The 23,191-nt window shown below is 65.3% G+C and carries 21 protein-coding genes; 5 read left to right on the plus strand and 16 right to left on the minus strand.

Going from position 1 to position 23,191, the window contains the following annotated elements; all coding sequences use genetic code 11:
- Positions 1 to 138 precede the first annotated feature (138 nt).
- From hydA to ACN0T5_RS09460, 5 genes are all read right to left on the minus strand, one after another.
- Positions 139 to 1,557 (minus strand): dihydropyrimidinase, encoded by a 1,419-nt coding sequence (hydA, locus tag ACN0T5_RS09440; protein ID WP_417768377.1) that lies wholly within the window; start codon positions 1,555 to 1,557, stop codon positions 139 to 141.
- Positions 1,554 to 2,840, minus strand: a complete 1,287-nt coding sequence (locus tag ACN0T5_RS09445) for a cysteine desulfurase-like protein (protein ID WP_417768378.1) — start codon at positions 2,838 to 2,840, stop codon at positions 1,554 to 1,556. The genes hydA and ACN0T5_RS09445 overlap by 4 nt, the downstream gene beginning before the upstream one ends.
- A 31-nt stretch (positions 2,841 to 2,871) precedes the next feature.
- A complete protein-coding gene (locus ACN0T5_RS09450; RefSeq protein WP_417768379.1) occupies positions 2,872 to 3,609 on the minus strand; it encodes an amino acid ABC transporter ATP-binding protein in 738 nt (245 codons plus the stop codon).
- Positions 3,609 to 4,280, minus strand: coding sequence for an amino acid ABC transporter permease (locus ACN0T5_RS09455; protein WP_417768380.1), 672 nt, complete (start codon positions 4,278 to 4,280; stop codon positions 3,609 to 3,611). The genes ACN0T5_RS09450 and ACN0T5_RS09455 overlap by 1 nt, the downstream gene beginning before the upstream one ends.
- Positions 4,281 to 4,399: 119 nt before the next feature.
- Positions 4,400 to 5,182 carry an ABC transporter substrate-binding protein gene (locus ACN0T5_RS09460; RefSeq protein ID WP_417768401.1) on the minus strand — a complete coding sequence of 261 codons (783 nt, stop codon included), beginning with the start codon at positions 5,180 to 5,182 and terminating at the stop codon, positions 4,400 to 4,402.
- A gap of 196 nt (positions 5,183 to 5,378) precedes the next feature.
- Between ACN0T5_RS09460 and ACN0T5_RS09465 the strand changes: the two genes are divergently transcribed.
- Complete coding sequence (locus ACN0T5_RS09465) at positions 5,379 to 6,083, plus strand: FadR/GntR family transcriptional regulator (protein WP_417768381.1); 705 nt, start codon at positions 5,379 to 5,381, stop codon at positions 6,081 to 6,083.
- A gap of 109 nt (positions 6,084 to 6,192) precedes the next feature.
- Here ACN0T5_RS09465 and ACN0T5_RS09470 read toward each other — a convergent pair whose 3' ends face one another.
- Positions 6,193 to 7,512 (minus strand): ferric reductase-like transmembrane domain-containing protein, encoded by a 1,320-nt coding sequence (locus ACN0T5_RS09470; RefSeq protein WP_417768382.1) that lies wholly within the window; start codon positions 7,510 to 7,512, stop codon positions 6,193 to 6,195.
- A gap of 191 nt (positions 7,513 to 7,703) precedes the next feature.
- Here ACN0T5_RS09470 and ACN0T5_RS09475 point away from each other — a divergent pair, with 191 nt between their 5' ends.
- Positions 7,704 to 9,257 (plus strand): SH3 domain-containing protein, encoded by a 1,554-nt coding sequence (locus ACN0T5_RS09475; protein ID WP_417768383.1) that lies wholly within the window; start codon positions 7,704 to 7,706, stop codon positions 9,255 to 9,257.
- Positions 9,258 to 9,279: 22 nt separating this feature from the next.
- Here ACN0T5_RS09475 and gph read toward each other — a convergent pair whose 3' ends face one another.
- The 9 genes from gph to ACN0T5_RS09520 form a co-directional block, all read right to left on the minus strand.
- Complete coding sequence (gene gph, locus ACN0T5_RS09480) at positions 9,280 to 10,014, minus strand: phosphoglycolate phosphatase (RefSeq protein ID WP_417768384.1); 735 nt, start codon at positions 10,012 to 10,014, stop codon at positions 9,280 to 9,282.
- A gap of 80 nt (positions 10,015 to 10,094) precedes the next feature.
- A complete protein-coding gene (locus ACN0T5_RS09485; RefSeq protein ID WP_417768385.1) occupies positions 10,095 to 11,576 on the minus strand; it encodes a mannitol dehydrogenase family protein in 1,482 nt (493 codons plus the stop codon).
- Positions 11,577 to 11,658: 82 nt separating this feature from the next.
- Entirely contained in the window at positions 11,659 to 12,432 is a 774-nt protein-coding gene (locus ACN0T5_RS09490) for an L-iditol 2-dehydrogenase (RefSeq protein WP_417768386.1), read from the minus strand.
- Entirely contained in the window at positions 12,429 to 13,427 is a 999-nt protein-coding gene (locus tag ACN0T5_RS09495; protein ID WP_417768387.1) for an ABC transporter ATP-binding protein, read from the minus strand. The genes ACN0T5_RS09490 and ACN0T5_RS09495 overlap by 4 nt, the downstream gene beginning before the upstream one ends.
- Positions 13,428 to 13,438: 11 nt before the next feature.
- Entirely contained in the window at positions 13,439 to 14,269 is an 831-nt protein-coding gene (locus ACN0T5_RS09500) for a carbohydrate ABC transporter permease (RefSeq protein ID WP_417768388.1), read from the minus strand.
- A 3-nt stretch (positions 14,270 to 14,272) separates the two neighbouring features.
- Positions 14,273 to 15,145 carry a carbohydrate ABC transporter permease gene (locus tag ACN0T5_RS09505; protein ID WP_417768389.1) on the minus strand — a complete coding sequence of 291 codons (873 nt, stop codon included), beginning with the start codon at positions 15,143 to 15,145 and terminating at the stop codon, positions 14,273 to 14,275.
- Between the two features lie 90 nt (positions 15,146 to 15,235).
- The gene (locus ACN0T5_RS09510) at positions 15,236 to 16,549 is read right to left on the minus strand and encodes an ABC transporter substrate-binding protein (protein ID WP_417768390.1); all 1,314 of its coding nucleotides are present in this window, start codon (positions 16,547 to 16,549) and stop codon (positions 15,236 to 15,238) included.
- A 322-nt stretch (positions 16,550 to 16,871) separates the two neighbouring features.
- Complete coding sequence (locus ACN0T5_RS09515) at positions 16,872 to 17,828, minus strand: sugar-binding transcriptional regulator (RefSeq protein ID WP_417768391.1); 957 nt, start codon at positions 17,826 to 17,828, stop codon at positions 16,872 to 16,874.
- Positions 17,829 to 17,842: 14 nt separating this feature from the next.
- Positions 17,843 to 18,538: an HAD family hydrolase gene (locus ACN0T5_RS09520; protein ID WP_417768392.1), complete on the minus strand. Its 696-nt coding sequence runs from the start codon at positions 18,536 to 18,538 to the stop codon at positions 17,843 to 17,845.
- A gap of 514 nt (positions 18,539 to 19,052) precedes the next feature.
- On the opposite strand from ACN0T5_RS09520, the gene ACN0T5_RS09525 reads away from it, so the two are divergent.
- The 3 genes from ACN0T5_RS09525 (at position 19,053) to ACN0T5_RS09535 (ending at position 22,143) form a co-directional block, all read left to right on the plus strand.
- The gene (locus tag ACN0T5_RS09525) at positions 19,053 to 19,472 is read left to right on the plus strand and encodes a universal stress protein (RefSeq protein WP_417768393.1); all 420 of its coding nucleotides are present in this window, start codon (positions 19,053 to 19,055) and stop codon (positions 19,470 to 19,472) included.
- Positions 19,473 to 19,534: 62 nt separating this feature from the next.
- A complete protein-coding gene (locus ACN0T5_RS09530; RefSeq protein WP_417768394.1) occupies positions 19,535 to 21,175 on the plus strand; it encodes a BCCT family transporter in 1,641 nt (546 codons plus the stop codon).
- A gap of 368 nt (positions 21,176 to 21,543) precedes the next feature.
- The gene (locus ACN0T5_RS09535; protein ID WP_417768395.1) at positions 21,544 to 22,143 is read left to right on the plus strand and encodes a HupE/UreJ family protein; all 600 of its coding nucleotides are present in this window, start codon (positions 21,544 to 21,546) and stop codon (positions 22,141 to 22,143) included.
- Between the two features lie 238 nt (positions 22,144 to 22,381).
- On the opposite strand, the gene iolB is transcribed toward ACN0T5_RS09535, so the two are convergent.
- Complete coding sequence (gene iolB / locus ACN0T5_RS09540; RefSeq protein ID WP_417768396.1) at positions 22,382 to 23,188, minus strand: 5-deoxy-glucuronate isomerase; 807 nt, start codon at positions 23,186 to 23,188, stop codon at positions 22,382 to 22,384.
- Between the last annotated feature and the right edge of the window lie 3 nt (positions 23,189 to 23,191).

The raw sequence follows: 23,191 nt of genomic DNA on the forward strand, positions 1-23,191 counted from the left end.
CCTTCCAGCACCTTCCGGGAAGGCAAAAAGATCCGGGACGGCCGCCGCGCTGTCCCGGATCTCTTCAATTCCCGTGCAAAATTTCGACAATCTCGTGCAATTTTTCGAAAAAATCCGCTCGATATTGTCGAAATTGCATTATCCGAAAAGCGCGCTTCGGCCGCGCCCGAGATAGGTTCCCTTGCCCTTCCCGGTGACCAGCCGTCCGTTCTCCACGGCCAGTTCGCCACGCAAGAGAACCGTTATGGGCCAACCGGTTATGCCCATTCCCTCATAGGGGGTATAGTCGGCACCGTGGGCGAGATCCTCGTTGCGGATCGTCCGGACGCTTGCCGGATCCCACAGCGCCAGATCGGCGTCGGAGCCGATCGCGATCGTCCCCTTTCGCGGATACAGCCCATAGAGTTTCGCGTGGTTCGTCGCGGTCAGCGCGACAAAGCGGTTCACGTCGATGCACCCCTTGGCGACCCCTTCCGAATACAGGATCGGCAGGCGTGTCCCGACACCGGGAATGCCGTTCGGGATCCACCGGAACGAGGCCTGGCCCTTCTCGCTCTTCTTGCCGGCCGGGTCGTCGAAGCGGAACGGGCAATGATCCGAGGAGTAGAGGTCGAAGACCCCGGTTTCCAGCCCCTGCCAGCAGGCTTCCTGGCTCGCCTTGTCGCGCGGCGGCGGGGAACAGACGTATTTCGCGCCCTCGAAATCCCCGGCCTTCAGGTCCTCTGCAGTAAGCACCAGATATTGCGGGCAGGTCTCGCCGGCGATCTTCTGGCCGCGCAGCCGGGCCCGGCCGATCTCCTCCATCGCCTCGCGGTTGGAGACATGGACGATGACCACCGGCGTATCCACGATCTCCGCCAGCGACAGGGCCCGATGCGTCGCCTCCCGTTCGGCCGCGACCGGCCGGCTGGTCGCATGGTGGTAGGGCTCGATATCCCCGTCCGCCTCGCGACGTCCGATCAGGTAGCGGATCGCGTCCTCGTTCTCGCAATGAACGAGGACAACCTGCTTTGCACGGCGGGCTGCATCGAGGGTTGCCAGGATCTCGTCGTCGCGCAGCCGCAGCCCCTCGTAGGTCATGAAGACCTTGATCGAGGTATAGCCCTCCTCGGCCAGCGCGGGCATTTCCTGGCCGAGCACGGTCGGCGTCGGGTCGGAGACGATCAGGTGGAAGCTGACATCCGTGTAGCAATTCCCCTCGGCAAGCGCATGGTAGCCGTTCAACGCCTCTCGCAGGCCGACGCCCTTTTCCTGCAGGCAGAACGGCATCAGCGTGGTGTTCCCGCCCAGCAGCGCCGAGCGCGTGGCACTCTCGAAATCGTCGGCCATGACGATCCCCTCGCCGGAGGGTTGGGCGATGTGGACGTGGCTGTCTATTCCCCCGGGCATGACGAGAAGGCCGCGCGCGTCGACCTCGCTGTCCCCGTCCGCAAGGTCCTTGCCAAGCGCGACGATGCGGCCGTCGCGAATGCCGATGTCGGCGGCGAAGGTATCGGCGGCCGTCACCACCGTGCCGCCGCGCACCACCGTGTCGAAAGCGACTCCGGCCACCGTCACGCCCCGCCCGCCGGGCGCGACGCCGCCTTCCCGCCGCCGTCGATCGCCCTGTCGAGCGCCGCCGTCAACCGGTCGACCTCCTCAAGCGTGTTGTAGTGGACCATCGAGACCCGCAGCACTCCGCCGGCCTCGGCAAGCCCGAGATATTCCACCAGGCGGCGCGAATGAAAGTCGCCGTGGCGGATGGCGATATGCTCGGGATCGATCGCCAGCGACAGGTCTCCCGGTGTCCAGCCGTCGACGGTGAAGGAGATCGTGGGAATGCGCGTCGCACCGCCGTCGTTCTGCGCCGCTCCCACGACATGCACGTCGTCCCGGCCCTTCGCCCAGCCGAGCAGCCGGTCGACAAGCGTGTTCTCCTGAGCCGTGATCGCTGCAAACGCCGCCTCGACGCACTGGCGCGGCGACGCGTCTTTCCCGGCGCCGCTACGCCGGCCAAGCTCCTGAAGGTATTCGACAATTCCGGTGATGGAATAGGCAAGCTCGTAGCACGGATTGCCCGCCTCCAGCTTTCCCGGAACGCGGTCCTTGCCGTAGAAATAGTGATAGAGCGAATCCAGCTCCAGCAGGTGGTCATACCGCCCGTACATCATCGCCACGTGCGGCCCGTAGGTCTTGTACAGGCTGAAGATGTAGTAGTCGGCGTCAAAGGCACGCACATCCACGGCCCGGTGCGGCGCGTAGGCGACGGCGTCGACGCAGATGCGGGCTCCGCGCGCATGCACGAAATCGGCGATTTCGCGCACCGGATTGACCTCGCCAAGGACGTTCGAGACATGATGCACGCAGACAAGCCGCGTGCGCTCGCTCATCAAGGGTTCGAGGTCCGCGAGCCGCAGCTTCAGGCTGTCGAGATCGAGCGGCCAGACCTTCACGACGATGCCGAATTCGCGCAGTCGCTCCCAGGGGCCGATGTTGGATTCGTGATCGGCAACGGTCACGACGATCTCGTCGCCCGGCGCCAGCTGGCTGCGCATGGCATTGGCGAGGTTCTGGGTGAGAACGGTCGTCGAATGGCCGAAGACGATCTCCTCCGCGCGCTCGGCATTGACCAGCAGACGGCCGGCTTCCCTGGCCGCGTGCAGCGCCTCGGCCGCCTTTTGCGACACCTCGTAGCTGCCGCCGATCTGGACGTTGCGCTCATAGAGGAACGCGTTGATGCGCTCGACCGCGCCTTTCAGGATCTGCGATCCACCGGCGTTGTCGAAGAACACCCAGCCGTTGTCGAGGCCGGGAAACTGGGCACGGACGAAGTCCATGTCCAAGGGGGCGTTGGTCAGCATGTCAGGCTCCGGACAGTCTCTTGGGACGTCATCAGTGATTGAGCACGGCGCTCAGGAAGTCGCGGGTGCGCGGCTCCCGAGGCGCGTCGAAGATGTCGGCAGGCGTTCCGGTCTCCACGATCCGCCCCCCGTTCATGAAGATCACCCGGTCGGCGACCTGTCGGGCGAAGCCCATCTCGTGGGTGACGATCACCATCGTCACGCCGGTGCCGGCAAGCGCGCGCATGACGTCGAGCACCTCGCCGACCATTTCCGGGTCGAGCGCCGACGTCGGCTCGTCGAAGAGCAGGACGCGCGGCTCCATGGCGAGCGCCCGGGCAATCGCGACCCGCTGCTGCTGGCCGCCCGAAAGATGCCCGGGATACTTGTCCGCCTGCTCGGCGATGCCGACGCGGGCCAGCAGTTCCCGCGCCTTCTCCTCGGCTCTGGCGCGGGTCATCTTCCGCACCCGCATCGGCGCCAGCATGATGTTGCGCAGAACGCTCATGTGCGGGAACAGGTTGAACGACTGGAACACCATGCCGACCTCGGCGCGCACCTGCGCCAGATGGCGGCCCGGCTCCACCGGAATGCCGTCGACCGTGATGATGCCGCCGGGCGAGTAGCTCTCCAGCAGGTTGATGCATCGGATGAGGGTCGACTTGCCGGACCCCGACGGTCCGATGACGCAGACCACCTCGCCCTCGGCGATCTCCAGGTCGATGTCGGTCAGGGCCGCGAAGCTGCCGTAGTGCTTCGACAGGTTGCTGATCTTGATGATGCCGGCCATCAGCGCGCTCCCTGTCCCATGCGCCGCTCGAACCGCGACACCAGCGCCACCAGCGGCCAGAGAAAGGCGAGGTAGATCAGCGCCGCGCCGATCAGCGGGCTTGGATTGGCGGCCAGCGCCTGGGCCTGCGTCGCCTGCTTGAGAAGGTCAGGCATGGCAACGACGGATGCGAGCGCGGTGTCCTTCATGACATTGATGCAATTGTTGGTGAGCGGCGGAATGACGATCTTCACCGCCTGCGGCAGGATCACGTCGACCATCATGTCGCGGTAACCGAGACCGAGCGCCCGCGAGGCCTCGAACTGGCCGGCGGGAATGGCTTCGATCCCGGCCCGGAAGATCTCGGCCGTGTAGGCGCCAGAGACAAGCGTCAGCGCGACCACGGCGGACAGGAACGGCGACAGGCGGATGCCGACGAAGGGCAGCGCGTAATAGACGACGATCAGCAGCACGAGCAGCGGGATCGAGCGGAAGATATCGATATAGAGCCGCGCCAGCAGGACCACGGCCCGGGGACCGTAGAGGCGCACGAGGGAGAGAAACAGGCCGAGCACGAGGCCGGCGATGATGCTGGTCACGCCGATCTGTATCGTCACCGCAAGCCCGGCAAGGAGCAGCGGAAAGGTACGGATCAGGATCGGGACATTGAAGAACGTGTCTAGGAGGTCCATGGGCTTCCCGGAGATGCTTGGGCCCTGGCGGGGCGAGACCGGCCCGTCAGACGACGGGCGGAACGATGCGAAGCCCTGCGGGCGGTGGTGCGAACCCTCCGCCCGCAGGTCGTCCGCGATCAGTCCAGCTTGGGCATGTCCAGGACCTTGACGGTCGAGGTCGTGTCTTCCGGCGTCGCGCCGAACCACTTCTCGTGAAGGGAAGCAATGACGCCCTCCTTCTTCAGCGTGCTCAGCACCTCGTTGACCTCGCCGGCCAGCGGCGCGTCCTTGGCGAACATCATCGAGTATTTCTCGCCGGTCTCGATGCGCTCGACGACTGCCAGGTTCGGCTTGTCCTTGGTGTAGTAGAGCAGCGCCGGGATATCGCTGACATAGCCGTCGATCCGGCCGGCGGCGAGATCGAGCATCGCCGGTGCCAGCCCCTCGTAGCGGCGGATCTCGGCGAAGCCCTTGGCGTCGGTGTTGGCGGTGGCCCACATGTCGCCGGTGGAACCGGTGTCGACGCCGATCACCTTGCCCTTCATCTCATCGGTCGACTTCAGGCCGCTCGCCGCCGTCACCGTCAGCGACTGGTCGCTGTCATAGTAGGGCTGGGCGAAGGTCACCGATTCCAGGCGCTTCTGCGTGATGGTGATCGACGATACCGCGATGTCGATGCGGCCCGACTGGACTGCGGAAAACAGGCCGTTGAACGGGATGTTCTCGAAGGCGACGGTCTTGCCGAGACGGTTTGCGACCTCGGTGACGAGATCGATCTCGAAACCGACGGTCTTGCCGCTCTCGTCCTGGAACTCCCAGGGCACATTGCCGATGTTTGCACCGACCGTGAGGTCGGCGGCGAGTGAAGGGGCGGCCGGTGCGGCAATGGCGACAATGCCGGCGAAAACGGCGGATTTCATGAGCGTGCGGAACTTCATGATTGGTCCTCTGGTGTGATTTTTCTTTATTTGGTCTAACTGGTCTGACCAGTTAGGCCAAATAACCCCTATGCAGCGACGGATGCAAGGTGGAAAGTTGCCTTTCGCGGGACCCGCTTTGGCCGGGCCGTTCCAAAACCGTCGCCGAGAGGGCGGCAAACAGGGCGAAACGAGCGGAATGTTGACCCGGACACCGGTGCCGCAAAGCGTGGCGAGAAAACTCCAGACGATGATTCTGGACGGCGAACTGAAGGCGGGAGAGAAGATCCCCTCGCAGCGTGAACTGTCGGAGCGCTTCGGGATCAGCCGCGCCTCCTTGCGCGAGGCGTTGCTGACACTGGAGACAGTCGGCCTGGTCAAGACGGAGGCGGGACGCGGCACGTTCGTCGTCGGCACCTCCCCCTCCTCCTCCAAGACGATGGCCGAGTGGCGCTACTCCCAGGACTATTCGCTGCGCGAGGTGTTCGAGACCCGCTACATGCTGGAAAGCGAGATCGCCGCCCGGGCAGCGGGACGGCTCGGCCGGGAGGAGCTCGACCTTCTGTCCAGGCTGACGGACGACATGGAACGCTCCTGGGCGGGACGCGACTATCTCGCCAACGTCGAAGCGGACCTGCGTTTCCACGAGATCATCGCACGGGGATGCGCCAACCGGATGCTCGGCGAGCTCTACGGCCGGGTTCGCGATCAGGTGACCGAGACCCAGCGGCAACCGATCCCGATCACCGACCCGGTCCGCATGCAAGCCTCCGTCGGAGAACACCGACGGCTGATTGCCGCGCTGGAATGCGGCGATGCCGAGGCCGCCCGCAGGGCGATGGCGGATCATGTCGCCAACACCGCCGCCTGCGCCGGCTTTTCGGTCGGACCCGCCTCTTCGTGAGCAGGAAACTCATCGAAGGGCAAAGACCAGGATGGCCACCCCGGCGACGATGTTCAGCAGCCAGTAGAGGGCGAGATCGCGCGTCCTTGCCGCGCGCGGACGGCGGATATCAGTCATAGCGGAACCTCTCCGAGAGGATCTGCGACGGGGCGACCCCGAGATCGAGAAGCGCCCCCTCGACCGTTTCCATCATCGCCGGCGGCCCGCACAGCACATAGAGCCAGTCGCGGTGGCGCGGTTCTCCAAAGAGCCGGCCGACGAGCGCCGCATCGATCATGCCGGTCTCCCCGTTCCAGTCCGCCGGCGGTTCGCTGACGACCTGCACCACATCCGTGTGATGAGTGCGGCGCATGCGGGCAAGGTCTCCTGCGCAGGCGATCTGCGTTGCCGTCCTGTTGCCATAGACCAGCGTTGTCGGTCGTGCATCTTCGTCGATCTCCAGTTGCCGAAGCAGGCCGAGCATCGGAGCGATGCCGACGCCGCCGGCAATGAAGGCGATCCCCGGTTCCTGCCGCCCGTCGATCGTCAGGTGACCATGCGGGCCATCGAGATGGGCGGTCGCTCCCGGCGGCACCTTGCCGATCGTCGCGGTGGAATCGCCAAGTTCCTTGATGATGAAGCGCAGCAGTGGCCCGTCACCGGGCGCCGAGGCAATCGAGAACGGGTTCTCCTTCAGCGAGAATGCATGCCCGGACAGGCCAATCCAGGCGAACTGGCCGGCCTTGTAGCCGACGCCGTCGTGACCGTCCGGCGCAAGCACAAGTTCCCAGGTGCGATCCGCGAGGCTGGCGACGCGTTCCACACGCCACGGCCGCCGCATCTTGAGAAGCGGCTTCACGGCATAGACATAGGCAAGCGACAGGACGCTGACCGCCAGCAAGCCACTCCACAGCCCGGCAAGCAGCGGATCCTGACTATAACGGCCCGCATGGAGCGCATGGACCTGCACCAGAACCGCAATCGCGAGGGCGCCCAGACCATGCAGCAACCGCCAGGTCTCATAGGTCCAGGACATGCGGTCCCGCCCGATCGACAGGGCGACGAAGGCCGGCAGCAGGATGAAGGCGAAGAGGCCGGCGACGAGCCCTTCCGCCTCGAAGGTGAGCGTCAGCTGGCGCGTCGGATCGTGGGGCATGGGCCGCGCGAAGGGCAGCGTGTAGAGGAAAGGATGGACGAGCGCGAGCGCCAGCGCCGTGCGGGCCAGAAGCTGGTGAAAGCGCATGGTGACGTCGAGCCCGACGCGCCCCGATATGCTCCGGAAGCGGCCGGACAGCACGAACTCCATCAGCAGGATCGCATAGGCGACAAGACCGGCGGCGGATGCGATCTCGTCCATCAGCGGACGCGGAGGCCGCAGGCTTGCTGCAGCCAGCACCAGGGGTGCGATTGCCACGCCCAGATAGACGAAGATCAGTGCCAGACCCGACATCGCGGTTTCCTGCGTTTTGCTCAGGCATGATACGGTACGCGACGGGTCCGGCGATACGGGCAATCCGCAAGAGCGCCCCACGTGCCCGTTGCCGATTGCCACCAGCCCGACACATTCACCGATCCTAATCCGCAAGCTGGCCAAGGCTCGGGGAGCGCGCGATGAGAATGTTTTTCCAGGCAATTGCGATAATGACACTGGTTGCGGCGACGAGCCCGCTACCTGCGTCCGCCCAGGATATCCGGCAGGAACGGCTGCGCTTCGACGCTGGCGAGACCAGCACCGAGATCCGCGATCATGTCTCGGGCTACGAATCGGTCGACTACCTTTTGCGTGCACGCTCGGGACAGCAACTGACCGTCGCCCTGCGATCCCCGAACCGCGATATCCACTTTGACGTGCTGGCGCCGGGGAGCGACGAACCGATGTTTACCGGGTCTCGCGAAGGCTCCAGCCTCGATACCCGGCTGCCCCTTTCCGGCGACTACCGGATCCGTATCTATCTGGCCCGCCATGCCGGGAGACCGGAGGAGCGGGGCCGGTTCAGCCTTGCCGTCTCGGTTTCCGGGCAGCAGGCAGAGCGTCCCCGCCCGCCGGCGCCGGGAGGGACAAGGGGTCCCGAGTTCTGGGAGGTGACCGGCATCGGCGGACGCGACTACCTCAATGTGCGCACAGGTCCCGGCACCCGGTTTCCGGTGATCGCCCGGCTTTCGGATGGCGACGTGCTGCGCAATCTCGAATGCCGGACGGTGAACGGGCAACGCTGGTGCAACGTCGAGCGACAGCGCGGCGGCGACAAGGGCTGGGTGGCCGCCGACTATCTGCGCGAGGCCAATGTCCGCCCGCGGCCGGACGCTCCCTCCCGTCCCGCACCTGAGCCGGAGACGGACGGGCACGGGCCGGATTTCTGGGAAGTCACCGGGGTCGGCCGCTGGGATCACCTCAATGTCCGCACCGGTCCAAGCACGCGCTATCCGGTGATCGCCGGCATTTCGGACGGCGACGTACTGCGCAACCTTGGATGCCGAACGGTCTACCGGCAGCGCTGGTGCCATATCGAACTGCCACGCGGCGCCGGCAACGGCTGGGTGTCGGCCGACTATCTCAGCGAGACGCGAGTGGCACCCAGGCCCGGTCGTCCCGCGCCTCCCGCCCCCGGGACCGACGGGCACGGCCCCGACTTCTGGGAAGTCACGGGGATCGGCGGGCGCGACTATCTCAACGTGCGCTCGGGTCCAGGCACGCGCAATCCCGTCATCGCCCGTCTTTCCGACGGCGAGGTGATGCGCAACCTCGGCTGCCGGATGGTGGACGGGCAGCGCTGGTGCAAGGTCGAGCGGCCGCGCGGCGGCGATACCGGATGGGCGGCCGGCGCCTTCCTGCGCGAGGCAGGGCCTGCGCCCCGTCCGGGACGTCCCGAGCGTCCGCGCCCCCTCCCCGGCAGGTCCGGCCTGACCGGCAATGGCGAGCCGTTCTCGGAAACGGGTTCCCTGCCCTGCTCCGGAAGCACCGGGCAGCCCTCCCCCAATTGCCGGTTCGGTGTCATCCGGGACGCAATTCCGGGCAATGCAAGTCTGTGGATCAACCTTGGCGGCGACGAGCGCTTCATCCGCTTCGAACGCGGGCGTCCCGTCTACACCAATGCGACCGGCCACATGCTCATGTACGGAAACGGCGACACAAATCTCATTCGCATCGGCAACGAACGCTACGAGGTGCCGCAGGAGGTCGTCTACGGAAACTAGCGGGCGCCCGCCCGGGTGCCCGTCAGGCCGGCGCAGGCTGGCCGTCGAACAGGGCGAGCAGGTCCGCCAGCCCGTCGATGACGAGGTCGGCGCCAAGCTCCTCCGCCGGCACGCTCGTATAGCCGCCGCGCACCACGACGACGCGCATCCCGGCGGCGCGCGCCGAGGCCACGTCGGCGGAGCTGTCGCCCACCATCACCGCATCGTCAACGGACACGCCGAGGGCGGCGGCGGCGTGCAGCAGCATTTCCGGCTCGGGCTTGCAGGTGGCGCAGGTGTCGCCGCCGACAACGGACGCCACATGCGCGTCCATGCCGAAATGCGCCAGGATTTCCCGCGAGAAGGCCTCGGGCTTGTTGGTCACGACCGCCAGTTTGAGGCCGGCCCTCGCACCGCCCTCCAGCACGTCCAGCGCGCCCGGCAAAGGCACGGTCAGCCCGGTCAGGTTGTCCGCGTAGATGCCCATCATGCGGGCGGTCATCGCGGCGTGCGCAGCGGCGTCGAGATCCCGTCCGCGGGCGATGAAGACACGGCCGACCAGCGTCGGGATGCCGTGACCGACCATGGCGCGCACCTCGTCGACGCCAAGCGGTTCGAGCCCCTCGGTTTCCAGCAACAGGTTGGCGGCGCGCGCAATGTCCGGCACGCTGTCGACCAGCGTTCCGTCGAGATCGAAAAGCAGCGCCGAAACGCCCGTCATTGCCTTGCCGCCGATACTGCCGCCGGTCTCACGGCCTGTCCTGCCAGTCGCGCTCACGCAACATCCTTCCGTCTGAACGAACGCCTCCTCGGGACGATCAGGGCGGACAATAAGGCGCTCGCTGGCGGGAAACAATGTCAGCCGGTGCCCCTCGCCCCGACATAGGCGGCGATCGTCTCGCGAACGCCGTCCCGCCAGAGCGCCGCGAGCGCCTTGGCAAACGCGGCGGAAAAGGACGGATCGGCGGCAAGATCGCCGAAGACGCTCGCCATCTCGAGAAAGGCCGCCGGACGATCGCGTGCGGCGGCGGCGCGTTCACGCAGTTCGTCCCGCCGTTCGTCGACAATCTCCAGGGTCTCGCCGGTTTCCGTCGTCCCCGCGCAGTAACGGCACCACAAGGCAACCTCGAGTGCCAACCCGTCGATGGACGCGCCGGCGCCAAGCCGGTCACGCAAGGTGGGCAGAATGAACTTCGGCTGCCGGTTGGACCCGTCAAGGCAGAGCCTCGGGATCGTGTCGCCGACTTCCGGATTGGAGAAGCGGGTGACGACCTGCCCGAAATAAGCGGTGAAATCGACACCGGGAATGGGTGGCACTGTCGGGATGATTTCCGCATGTGCGAGACGGGCAAGGAACCCGGCCACCAGCGGATCGGCCATGGCATCATGGACGAAATGATGGCCGAGCAGCGCGCCGGGATAGGCGATCGCCGCATGCCCCCCGTTGAGGATGCGCAGCTTCATCAATTCGAATGCTGCAACATCGGCAACGAACTCGACGCCGACCTCCTCCAGCCGCGGGCGGCCGGCCGGAAAATTGTCCTCCATCACCCATTGCCGGAAGGGCTCGCAGGCAACGGGCGCTGCATCCTCGAGACGGAAGCGCTCGCGCAGCAACTGCCGCTCGCGGTCCGAGGTCGCCGGCGTGATGCAGTCGACCATGCTGCTCGGAAAGGCCACGTTCTCGCCGACCCATCGCGCCAGGTCGGGGGAGATCAACCGCGCCAGTCCCAGCATGGTGGCACGGGTGACATGGCCGTTTTCCGGCAGGTTGTCGCAGGACATCACCGTGAAGGGCGCGACCCCGGCCGCCTGCCGGGCGCCAAGCGCCTTCAGCAGGATGCCGAAGACCGTCGCGGGCGCGTCCGGGCGCTCGGCATCGGCGCGCATGTCTGGATGGCCGGCGTCGAAACCGCCGGTCGTTGCATCGACATAATAGCCGCCTTCCGTGATCGTCAGCGAGACGATGCGGATTTCCGGGCGTTTCAGCGTCTCGACCAGCGCTTCCGGATCGATCGGCGTGAAGTCGACCATCACCCCGGTGACACGAGCGGTCAGCCCGCCGGGGTCCAGTTCGACGACGCTCGACAACCAGTCCTGCGCCTTCAGCCGCTCGCGCATCGCCGCATCACCGGGTCGCACGCCCGCGCCGATGACGGCCCAGTCGTGGTCGAGCCCCTTGTTGAAGAGACGGTCCAGATAGACGATCTGGTGCGCCCGGTGGAAATTGCCGACGCCGACATGAACGATGCCGGGCGAAAGCGCGCCGCGCGCATAGGCGGGCCTTGCGACCTCGGCACCCAGATCGGGCAGGCTGGAAAGGGACAGGCTGGTCGTCACGTTCGCCTCGAATTCATGCAGGATCGGCCGCCATCGGGGAGAACGGCGCGGCCTCGTGTTGGAAAGGAGGAGCAGGCACCGCTCAGTTCATCCAGTTGCCGCCATCGACATTGTAGGTCTGGGCGACCACGTAGGCGCTCTCCGGCCCGGCCAGGAAGATCGCCATGCCGGTCAGGTCCTCGGCAGTGCCCATTCGCCCAAAGGGCACCGCCTCGCCAACGAGCCGCTTCTTCTCGCCGGGCGGCCTGCCCTCATATCTGGCGAAAAGCGCGTCGACGCCCTCCCAGTGCTCGCCGTCGACGACGCCGGGCGCGATGGCGTTGACGTTGATGCCATGGCGGATGAGGTCGAGGCCGGCCGACTGGGTCAGGCTGATGACGGCCGCCTTGCTGGCGCAGTAGACCGCGACCAGCGGTTCGCCCCGCCGCCCGGCCTGGCTGGCCATGTTGATGATCCGTCCGCCGCGACCGCGTGCGATCATCGCTTTCGCCGCCGCCTGAAGCGTGAAGAGGCAGCCGGCGACATTGACGGAAAACAGCCGCTCGTAGCTGTCCCTGGTGATCTCCACGACCGGCGCCAGATCGAAAAGGGCGGCATTGTTGACGAGAATATCGATCCCCCCGAAGGCGCGGTCGACCTCGGCAACCGCCGTCTCGATGGAGGCCTGGTCAGCGACGTCGAGGCGCACCGCCATCGCATCACCGCCAATGGCGCCGGCGACCTCGCGCGCACCGTCGACATTGATATCGGCTATCGCGACCCTCGCGCCTTCGCGCGCATAGGCCTCGGCGAAGGCGCGGCCTATGCCGCGCGCCGCGCCGGTAACAAGCGCGGTCTTGCCGTGAAGGCGCTTCATCGTACCGCCAGTCCGTTCCCGTCAAAGCGGTGCAGGTGCTCGCGCATGGGCGAGAGACGCACCGCGTCGCCATGGCTGACGCCGGCCTCGCCCTGGACGCGCACCGTCATTGGGTCGAGCCCCTCGACATGGACATGCAGGAAGGTGTCGGAGCCCAGATGCTCGGCGACGCCGACCCGGCCGCTCCAGACCCCGTCCTGCGCAAGCTCAAGGTGCTCCGGACGGATACCGATCGTATGGGCGCCATGCTCCGCCGCCTTCTCGCCCGTGATGATGTTCATCTTCGGCGAGCCGATGAAGCCGGCGACGAACAGGTTTCGCGGCGCCCGATAGAGTTCCAGCGGCGAGCCGATCTGCTCGATGCGTCCGGCCCTGAGGACCACGATCTTGTCGGCCATGGTCATGGCCTCGACCTGATCGTGGGTGACGTAGATCATCGTCGTCTTCAACGACTGGTGCAGCTCGGTGATCTCAAGGCGCATGTTGACGCGCAAGGCCGCGTCGAGATTGGACAGCGGCTCGTCGAACAGGAACGCGGCCGGCTCGCGCACGATGGCGCGGCCGATGGCGACGCGCTGGCGCTGGCCGCCGGACAGCTGTCCGGGGCGCCGGTCGAGATAGTCGGTGAGGTTCAGCGTCTTTGCCGCCGCGCTCACCCGCCGCTCCTGCTCGGCCGGATCCATCTTGGCCATCTTCAGCGGGAAGGCGATGTTCTTGCGCACGCTCATATGCGGATAGAGCGCGTAGGACTGGAACACCATGGCAAGGCCGCGTTTGGCCGGCGGCACGTCCGTCGCAGGCCTGCCGTCGATCTCGATATGACCGCCGGAGACATCCTCGAGCCCGGCGATCAGGCGCAGGAGCGTCGACTTTCCGCAACCCGAGGGGCCGACGAAGACGACGAACTCGCCATCCTCGATATCAAGGTCGAGCGCCGGAATGACTTCGACATCGCCAAAGGTCTTGGTGACCTGTCTGAGAGAGATCTTGCCCATGTTCCGGGTCCTTACTTGACGGCGCCGAAGGTGAGGCCGCGCACCAGCTGCTTCTGGCTGAACCAGCCGAGAATCAGGATCGGGGCGATGGCCAGGGTCGAGGCGGCGGAGAGCTTGGCGTAGAAAAGGCCTTCAGGGCTCGAGTAGCTGGCGATGAAGGCCGTCAGCGGAGCGGCCTTGGCCGCCGTCAGGTTGAGCGTCCAGAACGCCTCGTTCCAGGCGAGAATGACGTTGAGGAGAAGCGTCGAGGCGATGCCGGGCACCGCCATCGGCGTCAGCACATACACGACCTCGTCCCACAGCGAAGCACCGTCCATGCGCGCCGCCTCGAGGATTTCGCCGGGGATTTCCTTGAAGTAGGTGAACAGCATCCAGACAATGATCGGCAGGTTGATCAGCGTCAGCACCACCACAAGGCCGATGCGCGTGTCGAGCAGGCCGAAGTCCCGGAACATCAGGTAGATCGGGATCAGCACGCCGACCGGTGGCAGCATCTTGGTGGACAGCATCCACATCAGGATGTCCTTGGTGCGCTTTGCCGGAACGAAGGCCATCGACCAGGCCGCGGGAATGGCGATCAAGAGGCCGAGCAGTGTCGAGCCGAGCGAGATGATCACCGAATTCATGAAATGCAGCGGGTAGTTGGAGCGGGAGTTGACCTCCTCGTAGTTCTCCAGCGTCCACTCGAAGGCAAGGAAGGACGGCGGCGAGGCAATGGCCTCGGCCTCGCTCTTGAAGCTGGTCAGGATCGTCCAGAGGATGGGAAAGAAGATCGCCAGGCCGATCGCCCAGGCGATGACGGTCACGGCAAGCTGGCGGCGGCCGGATACACGACGTGCCATGGGTCAGGCCTCCAGGTTCTTGCCGATCATCCGCATCAGGAAGATCGCGACAATATTGGCCAGGATGACGGCGACGATGCCGCCCGCGGAACCGCCGCCCACGTCGAACTGAAGCAGCGACTGGGCGTAGACGAGATAGGTGATGTTGGTCGAGGCGTAGCCGGGGCCGCCATTGGTGGTCACCAGGATCTCGGCGAAGACCGACAGCAGGAAGATGGTCTGGATCAGGATCACAACGGTGATCGCCCGCGACATGTGCGGCAGCACGATATGGATGAAGCGGCTGCCGAACCCGGCCCCGTCCATTTCGGACGCCTCGAGTTGCTCCTGGTCCAGCGACTGCAGCGCCGTCAACAGGATCAGCGTCGCGAAGGGCAGCCACTGCCAGGCGACGATGAGGATGATGGAGAAGAGCGGCGCGTGCGACAGGAAGTCGAACGGCTCAAGCCCGAGCCCCTTGGCCAGATGCGCGAAAAGGCCGTTGACCGGGTTCATGAACATGTTCTTCCACACCAGCGCCGAGACCGTGGGCATGACGAAGAACGGCGCGATCACGAGGATGCGCACGATCCCCTGCCCCCACATCGGCTGGTCGAGCAGCAGCGCCAGCGCCGTGCCCCCGACAATGGTGATGACCAGCACGCCGCCAACCAGCAGAAGCGTGTTGGCCAGCGCCTCGAAGAAGGCGGGATCGGTGAGGAAGAATTCGTAATTGGCGAAGCCGACGAACTGCTCCATTCCCGGCATCAGCAGATTGTAGCTGAGGAAGGAGAAGTAGATCGTCATCGACAGCGGCACGATCATCCAGCCGAGCAGAAGCAGAACGGCAGGCGATAGCATGAGCCGCGCGGCGGCACGGGAATGAGCGGTTGCCATGGGTCGAACCCGTTCGGATCTTCGGTTTTCGGGGATGACGGGCCGGCCTGTGGCGGTCGGCCCGGTTGTCTTGCCCGGTGGCTTGGCCGGTTACTTGATGTAGCCGGCCCGCTTCATCGTGCGCTCTGCAGTCGCCTGCGCGTTCTGCAAGGCCTGGTCGACGCTGACCGAACCGGCGAGAGCCGCGGAGAACTGCTGACCGACCGTGGTGCCGAGCCCCTGGAACTCGGGGATGGCGACGAACTGGACGCCGACATACGGCACCTCGTCAACGGTCGGGTTCTGCGGATCGGCCGCGTTGATGCTTTCAAGCGTCATGCGGGCGAAGGGCGCAGCCTCCAGGTAGTCCGGGTTCTCGTAGAGCGATGTCCGGGTGCCGGGGGGGACGTTCGCCCAGCCTTCCTTCTCGGCGACGAGTGCCAGATAGTCCTTCGAGGTTGCCCAGGCGATGAACTTCTTGGCCGCCTCGGTCTTCTGCGAACCGGCGGGAATGGCAAGGTTCCAGGCCCACAGCCAGTTGCCGCGCTTGCCAAGTCCCTTGTCGGGGGCGAGCGCGAAACCGACCTTGTCGGCGACCTGGCTGTCATCCGGGTTGGTGACGAAGGAGGCGGCCACCGTGGCGTCGATCCACATGCCGCACTTGCCGGTCTGGAACAGCGACAGGTTCTCGTTGAAGCCGTTGTTGGAGGCACCCGGAGGGCCGTAATTGTTCATCAGGTCGAGGTAATCGGTAAGCGTCGCTTTCCAGGCATCGCCATCGAACTGCGGCCTCCACTCCATGTCGAACCATTTGGCGCCGTAGGAATTGGCCATGGCGGAGAGGAAGGCCATGTTCTCGCCCCAGCCGGCCTTGCCGCGCAGGCAGATGCCATAGACCTCGCCCGCCTTGTCGGTCATCGCGGCGGCGGCCTCCTTGATGAAGTCCCAGCTGGGCGCATCCGGCATTTCCAGCCCGGCTTTCTCCATCAGGTCCTTGCGGTACATGACCATGGAGCTTTCACCGTAGAAAGGCGCCGCGTAGAGCTTGCCGTCGACGGTCAGGCCGCCGCGGATCGCCGGCAGCAGATCATCGACGTCGTAATCCGCACCAAGATCGTCGAGCTCGACCAGCCAGCCCTGCTTGGCCCAGATCGGCGCCTCATAGGTGCCGATCGTCATGATGTCGTACTGGCCGCCCTTGGTGGCGATGTCGGTCGTCACGCGCTGGCGCAGGACGTTCTCCTCAAGCGTCACCCACTCCAGCTCGATGCCCGGGTTCCTGGCCGTGAAGTCGTCCGTCAGCTTCTGCATGCGGATCATGTCGCCATTGTTGACCGTGGCGATGGTGAGCTTCTCCCCGAGCGCCGGGCCGGCCGCGAGCGTGATGGCGGTCGCGCCCAGCAGGGCACGGATAAGAGTGGTCATGAGTTCCTCCCAGATGCCACTTGGGCATTTGCTAATTTTACGGGCAAATACTCACAAAACATGCAAAGGCCGTCAAGCGGGCGCGGGGGCCCGTACGGCAACTTTCGTTGCTGCGCTGCAAAACACTCCGACTTTACAGATAGATGCACACACGCCCTGAAGGGGCCTTGTTGCACCGGCCAACCCTTGAGAGCCTGTTTTCGCTGCGCACCGCCACACTCGATGCTCGAAATCGAGGCGTCGGCCCGCACGTCTGGCGAGCAGCCCCGGCCCCGCCCGGGCAGGTTTCACGCTTCCCGGCGGTCCGGATTTCCGACCCCGGTCAGCGTGCGAGCAGGCGCTCGGCGGTCAGTTCGTTGGTGATCAGGCCGTTGACGATGCGCCCGCGCAGCGCGCCCAGAATGGCGTCGACCTTGGCTTCCCCGGCGGCGATTCCAATCACCGGCTTGTCGGCGGAACGCGTCAGCGGCGCGCTGGCGACAAGGTCGTTGGTCAATCCCTCGATCAAGGCGCCGTCGCGGCCATAGACCCAGCTGGTGATCTCGCCGATGGCACCGGCAGCGGTGAGTGCCGCCATCTCGTCCCGGCTGACGAACCCGTCGACGAAGAGCGGCGCGGTCTCGCCCATGTTGCCGACGCCGACAAAGGTCACGTCGGCGTCCTTGGCCAGTTCCAGGATGTTGTGAACCGGCTCCTGGTTGTGCAGGAGTTCACGCTCCCGCTTCGAGCGGGCAAACACCGGAAGCGGCATCGGGTAGTGGCGCGCATTGACCCGGTCGGCCATGCGGATGATGACGTTGTAGGCCGAAGCCGAGCCATCCGACATCATGTTGCCGAGCAGCGAGACGACCTTGTGCTGCGGGCAGTCCATCGGCGGCAGTTGATCGATCGACGCCCTGAGCGCGCGGCCCGTGCCGAAGGCGATGATCTTCGGCTCCTGCGACTTGAGATGGCGCTCCATCTCGCTGGCCGCCGCCTGGGCGATGCCGACGATGGAAGCGGGCGTTGAAGGATCGCTCGGCACCACCTCGCAGCTTTGCAGGGGAAAGCGCTCGCGCAGTTTCTGCGCCAGCTCCATGCAGCGGGCGATGGGATGATCGAGACGCACCTTGACCAGCCGTTCGGTGACGGCGAGCGACACGAGCCGCTGGGCCGATTGCCGGGACACGCCGAGCTTGCGGGCGATCTCGTCCTGGGTGTTGCCGGCGACGTAATAGAGCCAGCCGGCCCGGGCGGCCTCGTCGAGGCGGCTTACGTCATTGTCGTTCTTGCCGGCCATGCTCTCGCGCCCCGTCACGTCTTCCCGAGTTCTGGGGCCATATCAAAGAATGCATCCCAATTGTCAAAAAACGGCAATGGCGGCGACAGCGTCGCGTCCGAGCGGTCGAGATGCGAACCGCCGATGAAGTGCCACACGGCCATGCCGGCTGCACGCCCCGCCTCCAACCCCGGCAGGCTGTCCTCGATGACCAGGCAGCGGGCAGGATCGACACCGCATCGCGCGGCCGCATGGAGGAAAAGATCCGGCGCCGGCTTGCCGTTGGCGACCTGCGAGGCGGTGAAGACCGCCTCGCCGAAGAAGCGGTCCAGCCCGGTCAGCCGCAGCGAGCATCCGGCCCGCTGCGGACTGCTGCTGGTGGCAACGCAGGCGCGCGCGGCAAGGTTTTCCAGCACCCCGACGATGCCCGCCACCGGCTTCAACTCGCGCTCGAAGGCCGCCAGCAGGCGGGCGCGGTAGTCGCTTTCGAACGTCTCCGGCAAGCGAACGCGAAAGTCCTGGCGAATGCTCTCGGCGACGCGCGGAAAGCTGCGACCGAGGAAATGCGCCTTGAAATAGGGGAAGTCGACCGCGACACCGGCCTCTTCCAGTGCCGCCATCAGGACGCGCGCGCTGATGATCTCGCTGTCGATCAGGACACCGTCGCAATCGAAGATCACGAGATCGATGCCGCCGGCAGGAAGAAGGCCGCCGCGCGAGGGTTCAGTCAACTCCGTGATTCTCACAAACCGTTTCCCTGCTCGCGGCGCTTCAATTGCGTTTCAGGGCCTGCAGGCAGTGCGGAAAATGAGCGATTCCTTGTCGCAGGTCCCGACGTCAGCATGCACCAGACAAGGTATCCTGCAAGTTCGATTGTCCACCGCACGCCTCCTGCAAGAAATCCTTCTGACGCAAGGTAAATTTGCACAGTCCGAACGAATATGGCAGATTTGGTGATGCAGATCGAACATGCTTGCAGGCATCCAGTTTCCTGCCTGATGCTTCAATCGATCGGAATGGGTCTTTCCACAGGAAGGACCCGGGGGCCGGTGTCGCTTCAAGCGACACGATATCGCCATGCATGTCGACGGCCTGAAAAAACACGGGGTTATGCGGTCCCCGCAGGGGCGACTCACGCTCGTGACGTCACTCGTTCGTCTGTGCATATGCTTGCAGGCTTCACAAAAGGCGCTCCGCTGCGGGTCTCGCACGAGTGAATTTACCAACGGCACCGGGTGAAATCTTATGTACAAGAAGATAATTGTCCCAGTCGACTTGGCACATGCAAGCCGCCTGCAGAAAGTCTTGCAGACCGCCGCAGATCTCGGGCGCCATTACAATGCATCGGTATGCTATGTGGGCGTGATATCTTCATTGCCGGGCAGCGTCGCGCGATCTCCTTCGGAATTCGCGGAAAAGCTGGGCGAGTTTGCCAGCATGCAAGGCAAGGAGAACGGCATAGCCACATCAAGCCATGCCGTGACGAGCCATGACCCGGCTGTGGACCTTGATCAGGCGCTGCTCGCGGCAATCGCCGACACCGGAGCAGATCTGGTCGTGATGGCGTCGCATATACCCAACGTGACCGACTACATCTGGCCGTCCAACGGAGGGACCATCGCCAGTCGCTCGTCCGCATCCGTATTTGTCGTGAGAGGCGCGTGACGCTTCAGCGCCCTCGCACGCCCTAGAACACCCAGTCGGAAACCACCAAACAAGGATACAGAATGTCAGATCAGAACAGCGCCACCGGAATTCCGGAACCGGAAGGCGCGGCCGACATCATCGAGACCGATTTCGAGATCGGCCAGCACAATCTGGAAGGCAATGTCGGGCCGTTCGGCTTCGACATCCACAATCCGGTCTTCCTCATTTCCGGACTGTCGATCGTCGCTTTCGTCATCTACGCGCTCGCCGCGCCCGAACAGGCCGCCAGCTTCTTCGGCTGGCTGCGGCCGATGTTGACCAGCACTTTCGACTGGTTCTTCCTGACGGCAGCCAACATCTTCGTCCTGTTCTGCCTGTTCCTGATCGTCAGCCCCTGGGGCAGCGTCAGGCTGGGCGGCAAGGATGCGCGCCCCGACTACAATTACCTCGGCTGGTTCGCGATGCTTTTCGCCGCCGGCATGGGCATCGGCCTGATGTTCTTCGGCGTGCTCGAGCCGGTCTATCACATGGCCATCTCCGAGCCGCTCGGCGTCCCCTCGCCCTTCGCCGAGGATGGATCCATCATTCCGGAGAATGTCGAGGCGGCCAAGCGCATGGGCCTTGCCGCGACGATCTATCACTGGGGCCTGCACCCCTGGGCGATCTATGCGGTCGTGGCGCTGGCGCTGGCACTGTTTTCCTTCAACAAGGGCCTGCCCCTGTCGATCCGCTCGGCCTTCTATCCGATCTTCGGCGAGCGCGTGTGGGGCTGGACCGGCCACATCATCGACACGCTCGCTGTCTTCGCGACGCTGTTCGGGCTTGCCACCTCGCTGGGTCTCGGCGCCCAGCAGGCAAATGCCGGGCTTGAACATGTCTACGGCGTTCCGAACACGATCACCGTGCAGGTGATCCTGATCGTCGTCATCACCTCCATCGCGCTGATCTCCGTGCTGCGCGGTCTGGATGGCGGCGTCAAGGTGCTGTCCGAGATCAACATGGTGATCGCCGCGCTGCTGCTGCTCTTCGTGCTCTTCGCAGGGCCGACGGCGGCCATCTTCAGCGACTTCGTCAGCGGTCTCGTCGCCTATGGCACCGACCTTGTCGGCCTGTCGAACCCTGTCGGTCGAACCGATGACGGTTATCGCGAGGGCTGGACGGCGTTCTACTGGGCCTGGTGGATTTCCTGGTCGCCGTTCGTCGGCATGTTCATCGCCCGCGTCAGCCGCGGCCGCACCGTGCGCGAGTTCATCACCTGCGTGCTGATCATCCCCTCGCTCGTCTGCGTGTTGTGGATGGCCGTGTTCGGCGGCGTCGCCATCGACCAGGTGCTGTCGGACCCGGCGACCAGCGCGGTGAAGGCCAATGTCATCGACAGCTACAGCCCCGAGCTTTCGCTCTTCGCCATGCTCGAAGGCCTGCCGCTGTCGGCGATCACCTCGACGATCGGCATCGTGCTGGTCATCGTCTTCTTCGTCACATCGTCGGATTCCGGCTCGCTGGTGATCGACACGATCACCGCCGGCGGCAAGGTCGACGCGCCGGTGCCGCAGCGGGTGTTCTGGTGCACCTTCGAGGGTCTGGTGGCGATCGTGCTGCTGATCGGCGGCGGACTGAGTTCGCTGCAGGCGATGGTGATCTCGACCGGCCTGCCCTTCACCCTGGTGCTGCTCCTGATGTGCGTCGCGATCTTCCGCGGCCTGCAGACGGAAGAGCGCTAGAGCCCGGACAGCCGAACGCACGGCGATTCGGACACAGCCACAAACCGGAGGCGCGGCCAGCAGGCCGCGCCTCTTTTTCTCCGATTTTCCCGACCGGGACGCATTTTCCCGCCGCAGGCCGCGCGGAGACGGGAAATGACCGGAACCGGACGTTTTTTGAACTTGTCAGGCCGCGAGAAGCCGCCCTAGCATTGCGCATCGGCAGCATGCGTGGCCGGCCCCGGATCTTCCCTGCGCAGATGCAGCACAGGATGCCGCCTCCCGAACACCGGACGGGACCGGACACGACGGCGCCAACATGCTAGGAACCGCGACAGCGTGACCCACACCGGGGCGCCTGATCGACTTCAACAAAGGATCGACCGCAGATGACCACCTTCACCAAGCCCGCCGCCCTTCTCGCTGCCGGTGCGCTGTTCCTGACCGGCGCAACGCCGGCGCTCGCCCATCTCAACCCGGGCGAGCACGGTTCCTTCGCCGCCGGCTTCTCGCATCCGCTGTTCGGCACCGACCACATCCTGGCGATGGTCGCAGTCGGCCTGTGGGCCTGGCAGATCGGCGGCAAGGCCGTCTATGCCGTGCCGGCCGCCTTCGTGGTGACGATGCTTGCCGGTTTCGGCCTGGCGCTTGCCGGCGTCGCCCTGCCCTTCGTCGAGCCCGCGATCCTTGCCTCGGTGGTCGCGCTCGGCCTGCTGGTGGCGCTTGCCGTCCGCCTCCCGGTCGCGGCATCGGCGGCCGTCGTCGCCGTCTTCGCGCTGTTCCACGGCTATGCCCATGGGGGGGAAATCGGCGCCGCGACACAGGCCGCCTATGGTGCCGGCTTTGCCGCCGCGACGGTCCTCCTCCATGCCGCCGGCGTGGCGCTCGGCTACGGTCTCGGCGTTCTCGCCTCGTCGAAGGGCCAGTCCGTGACGCGGGTCCTCGGCGGACTGACGGCGCTCGCCGGCGCTGCGCTGATCTACGGCTGACCGAAAGCAGAACCACGCAATCCCGACAATTTCAGAGCCGTTTTTTCGAAAAATTGCCTGAAAATTTATCGGGATTGCACGCTGCGATCTCAGGAACAGGAAGGCCCGGCGGGAAACCGACCGGGCCTTGCCTTTTTGTCTCCCGGGTTCGGCTCGTCTCCCGCAAGGCGACACTTGTCCCCGTCGTCGCCAGAGCAGCTATACTGCCTGCCCTTGAACGGACACCCTTGCCGCTCCGTCAGGCTCCGGCGTCGCGCTGCACGATCCAGTCGTGGTCGGGGTGGTTCTGGAAGCGCCACTTGCGAAGCGGGCCGGCCATGACGTTGAGGTAATACATCTCGTAGCCATGCGGCGCGCCGCAGGGGTGGTGCCCCTTCGGCACAAGCACCACGTCGCCGTCGGACACGGCCATGGTTTCGTCGAGGGAGCCGTCCTCGGTGAAGACCCGCTGGAAGCCGAAACCGGTCGCCGGGTCGAGCCGGTGGTAATAGGTCTCTTCCAGATAGGTCATGTCCGGGAAATTGTCCTGATCATGCCGGTGCGGGGGATAGGAGGACCAGTTGCCGGCCGGCGTGAAGACCTCCGTCACCAGAAGGCTGTCGGCGACGTCCTTGTCCTCCATGGCGATGGGGTGGATGTGGCGGGTGTTGGCGCCCTTGCCGCGCGTCTCGAAGCCGATGTCGGAGATGACGGCGGCGGGATGCCCGCCCTTGCCCGGCGCGGTGCAAACGGCAAGGGTCACGTCGGTGGTCGCCCGCGCCTTCCAGGAGGAGCCGTTCGGAACGTAAAGACAGTGCGGCTTGGTCTTCTCGAAGACGCTCATCCGCTCGCCCATCTCGCCAAAGGATGTCGTGCCGGCGGAGAGCTCGGCCTTGCCCTCGACAAGGACAAGGATCGCCTCGCGCTCGCCGGTCTGCTCGGTGACACTTTCGCCCGGCGCAAGCCGGTGGAGCGAAAACCCCACATAGGACCAGCCGGCGCTTTCAGGCGTGATGTCGTGCACCTTGCCCGAAGTGCCCTTTGGTTTCACCAACAGATCGGCCATGTG

Origin of the sequence: Stappia sp. (assembly GCF_048261845.1) — a bacterium.
Classification (GTDB): domain Bacteria; phylum Pseudomonadota; class Alphaproteobacteria; order Rhizobiales; family Stappiaceae; genus Stappia.

Coding starts and splice junctions, on each gene's coding strand:
- ACN0T5_RS09500 (WP_417768388.1), bottom strand. CDS start 14,269: ATGGCACGTCGTGTATCCGGCCGCCGCCAGCTTGCCGTGACCGTCATC.
- ACN0T5_RS09490 (WP_417768386.1), bottom strand. CDS start 12,432: ATGAAGCGCCTTCACGGCAAGACCGCGCTTGTTACCGGCGCGGCGCGC.
- ACN0T5_RS09505 (WP_417768389.1), bottom strand. CDS start 15,145: ATGGCAACCGCTCATTCCCGTGCCGCCGCGCGGCTCATGCTATCGCCT.
- ACN0T5_RS09530 (WP_417768394.1), top strand. CDS start 19,535: ATGTCAGATCAGAACAGCGCCACCGGAATTCCGGAACCGGAAGGCGCG.
- ACN0T5_RS09495 (WP_417768387.1), bottom strand. CDS start 13,427: ATGGGCAAGATCTCTCTCAGACAGGTCACCAAGACCTTTGGCGATGTC.
- iolB (WP_417768396.1), bottom strand. CDS start 23,188: ATGGCCGATCTGTTGGTGAAACCAAAGGGCACTTCGGGCAAGGTGCAC.
- ACN0T5_RS09475 (WP_417768383.1), top strand. CDS start 7,704: ATGACACTGGTTGCGGCGACGAGCCCGCTACCTGCGTCCGCCCAGGAT.
- ACN0T5_RS09465 (WP_417768381.1), top strand. CDS start 5,379: ATGTTGACCCGGACACCGGTGCCGCAAAGCGTGGCGAGAAAACTCCAG.
- ACN0T5_RS09455 (WP_417768380.1), bottom strand. CDS start 4,280: ATGGACCTCCTAGACACGTTCTTCAATGTCCCGATCCTGATCCGTACC.
- ACN0T5_RS09470 (WP_417768382.1), bottom strand. CDS start 7,512: ATGTCGGGTCTGGCACTGATCTTCGTCTATCTGGGCGTGGCAATCGCA.
- ACN0T5_RS09460 (WP_417768401.1), bottom strand. CDS start 5,182: ATGAAATCCGCCGTTTTCGCCGGCATTGTCGCCATTGCCGCACCGGCC.
- ACN0T5_RS09525 (WP_417768393.1), top strand. CDS start 19,053: ATGTACAAGAAGATAATTGTCCCAGTCGACTTGGCACATGCAAGCCGC.
- ACN0T5_RS09515 (WP_417768391.1), bottom strand. CDS start 17,828: ATGGCCGGCAAGAACGACAATGACGTAAGCCGCCTCGACGAGGCCGCC.
- ACN0T5_RS09450 (WP_417768379.1), bottom strand. CDS start 3,609: ATGGCCGGCATCATCAAGATCAGCAACCTGTCGAAGCACTACGGCAGC.
- ACN0T5_RS09535 (WP_417768395.1), top strand. CDS start 21,544: ATGACCACCTTCACCAAGCCCGCCGCCCTTCTCGCTGCCGGTGCGCTG.
- ACN0T5_RS09445 (WP_417768378.1), bottom strand. CDS start 2,840: ATGCTGACCAACGCCCCCTTGGACATGGACTTCGTCCGTGCCCAGTTT.
- ACN0T5_RS09510 (WP_417768390.1), bottom strand. CDS start 16,549: ATGACCACTCTTATCCGTGCCCTGCTGGGCGCGACCGCCATCACGCTC.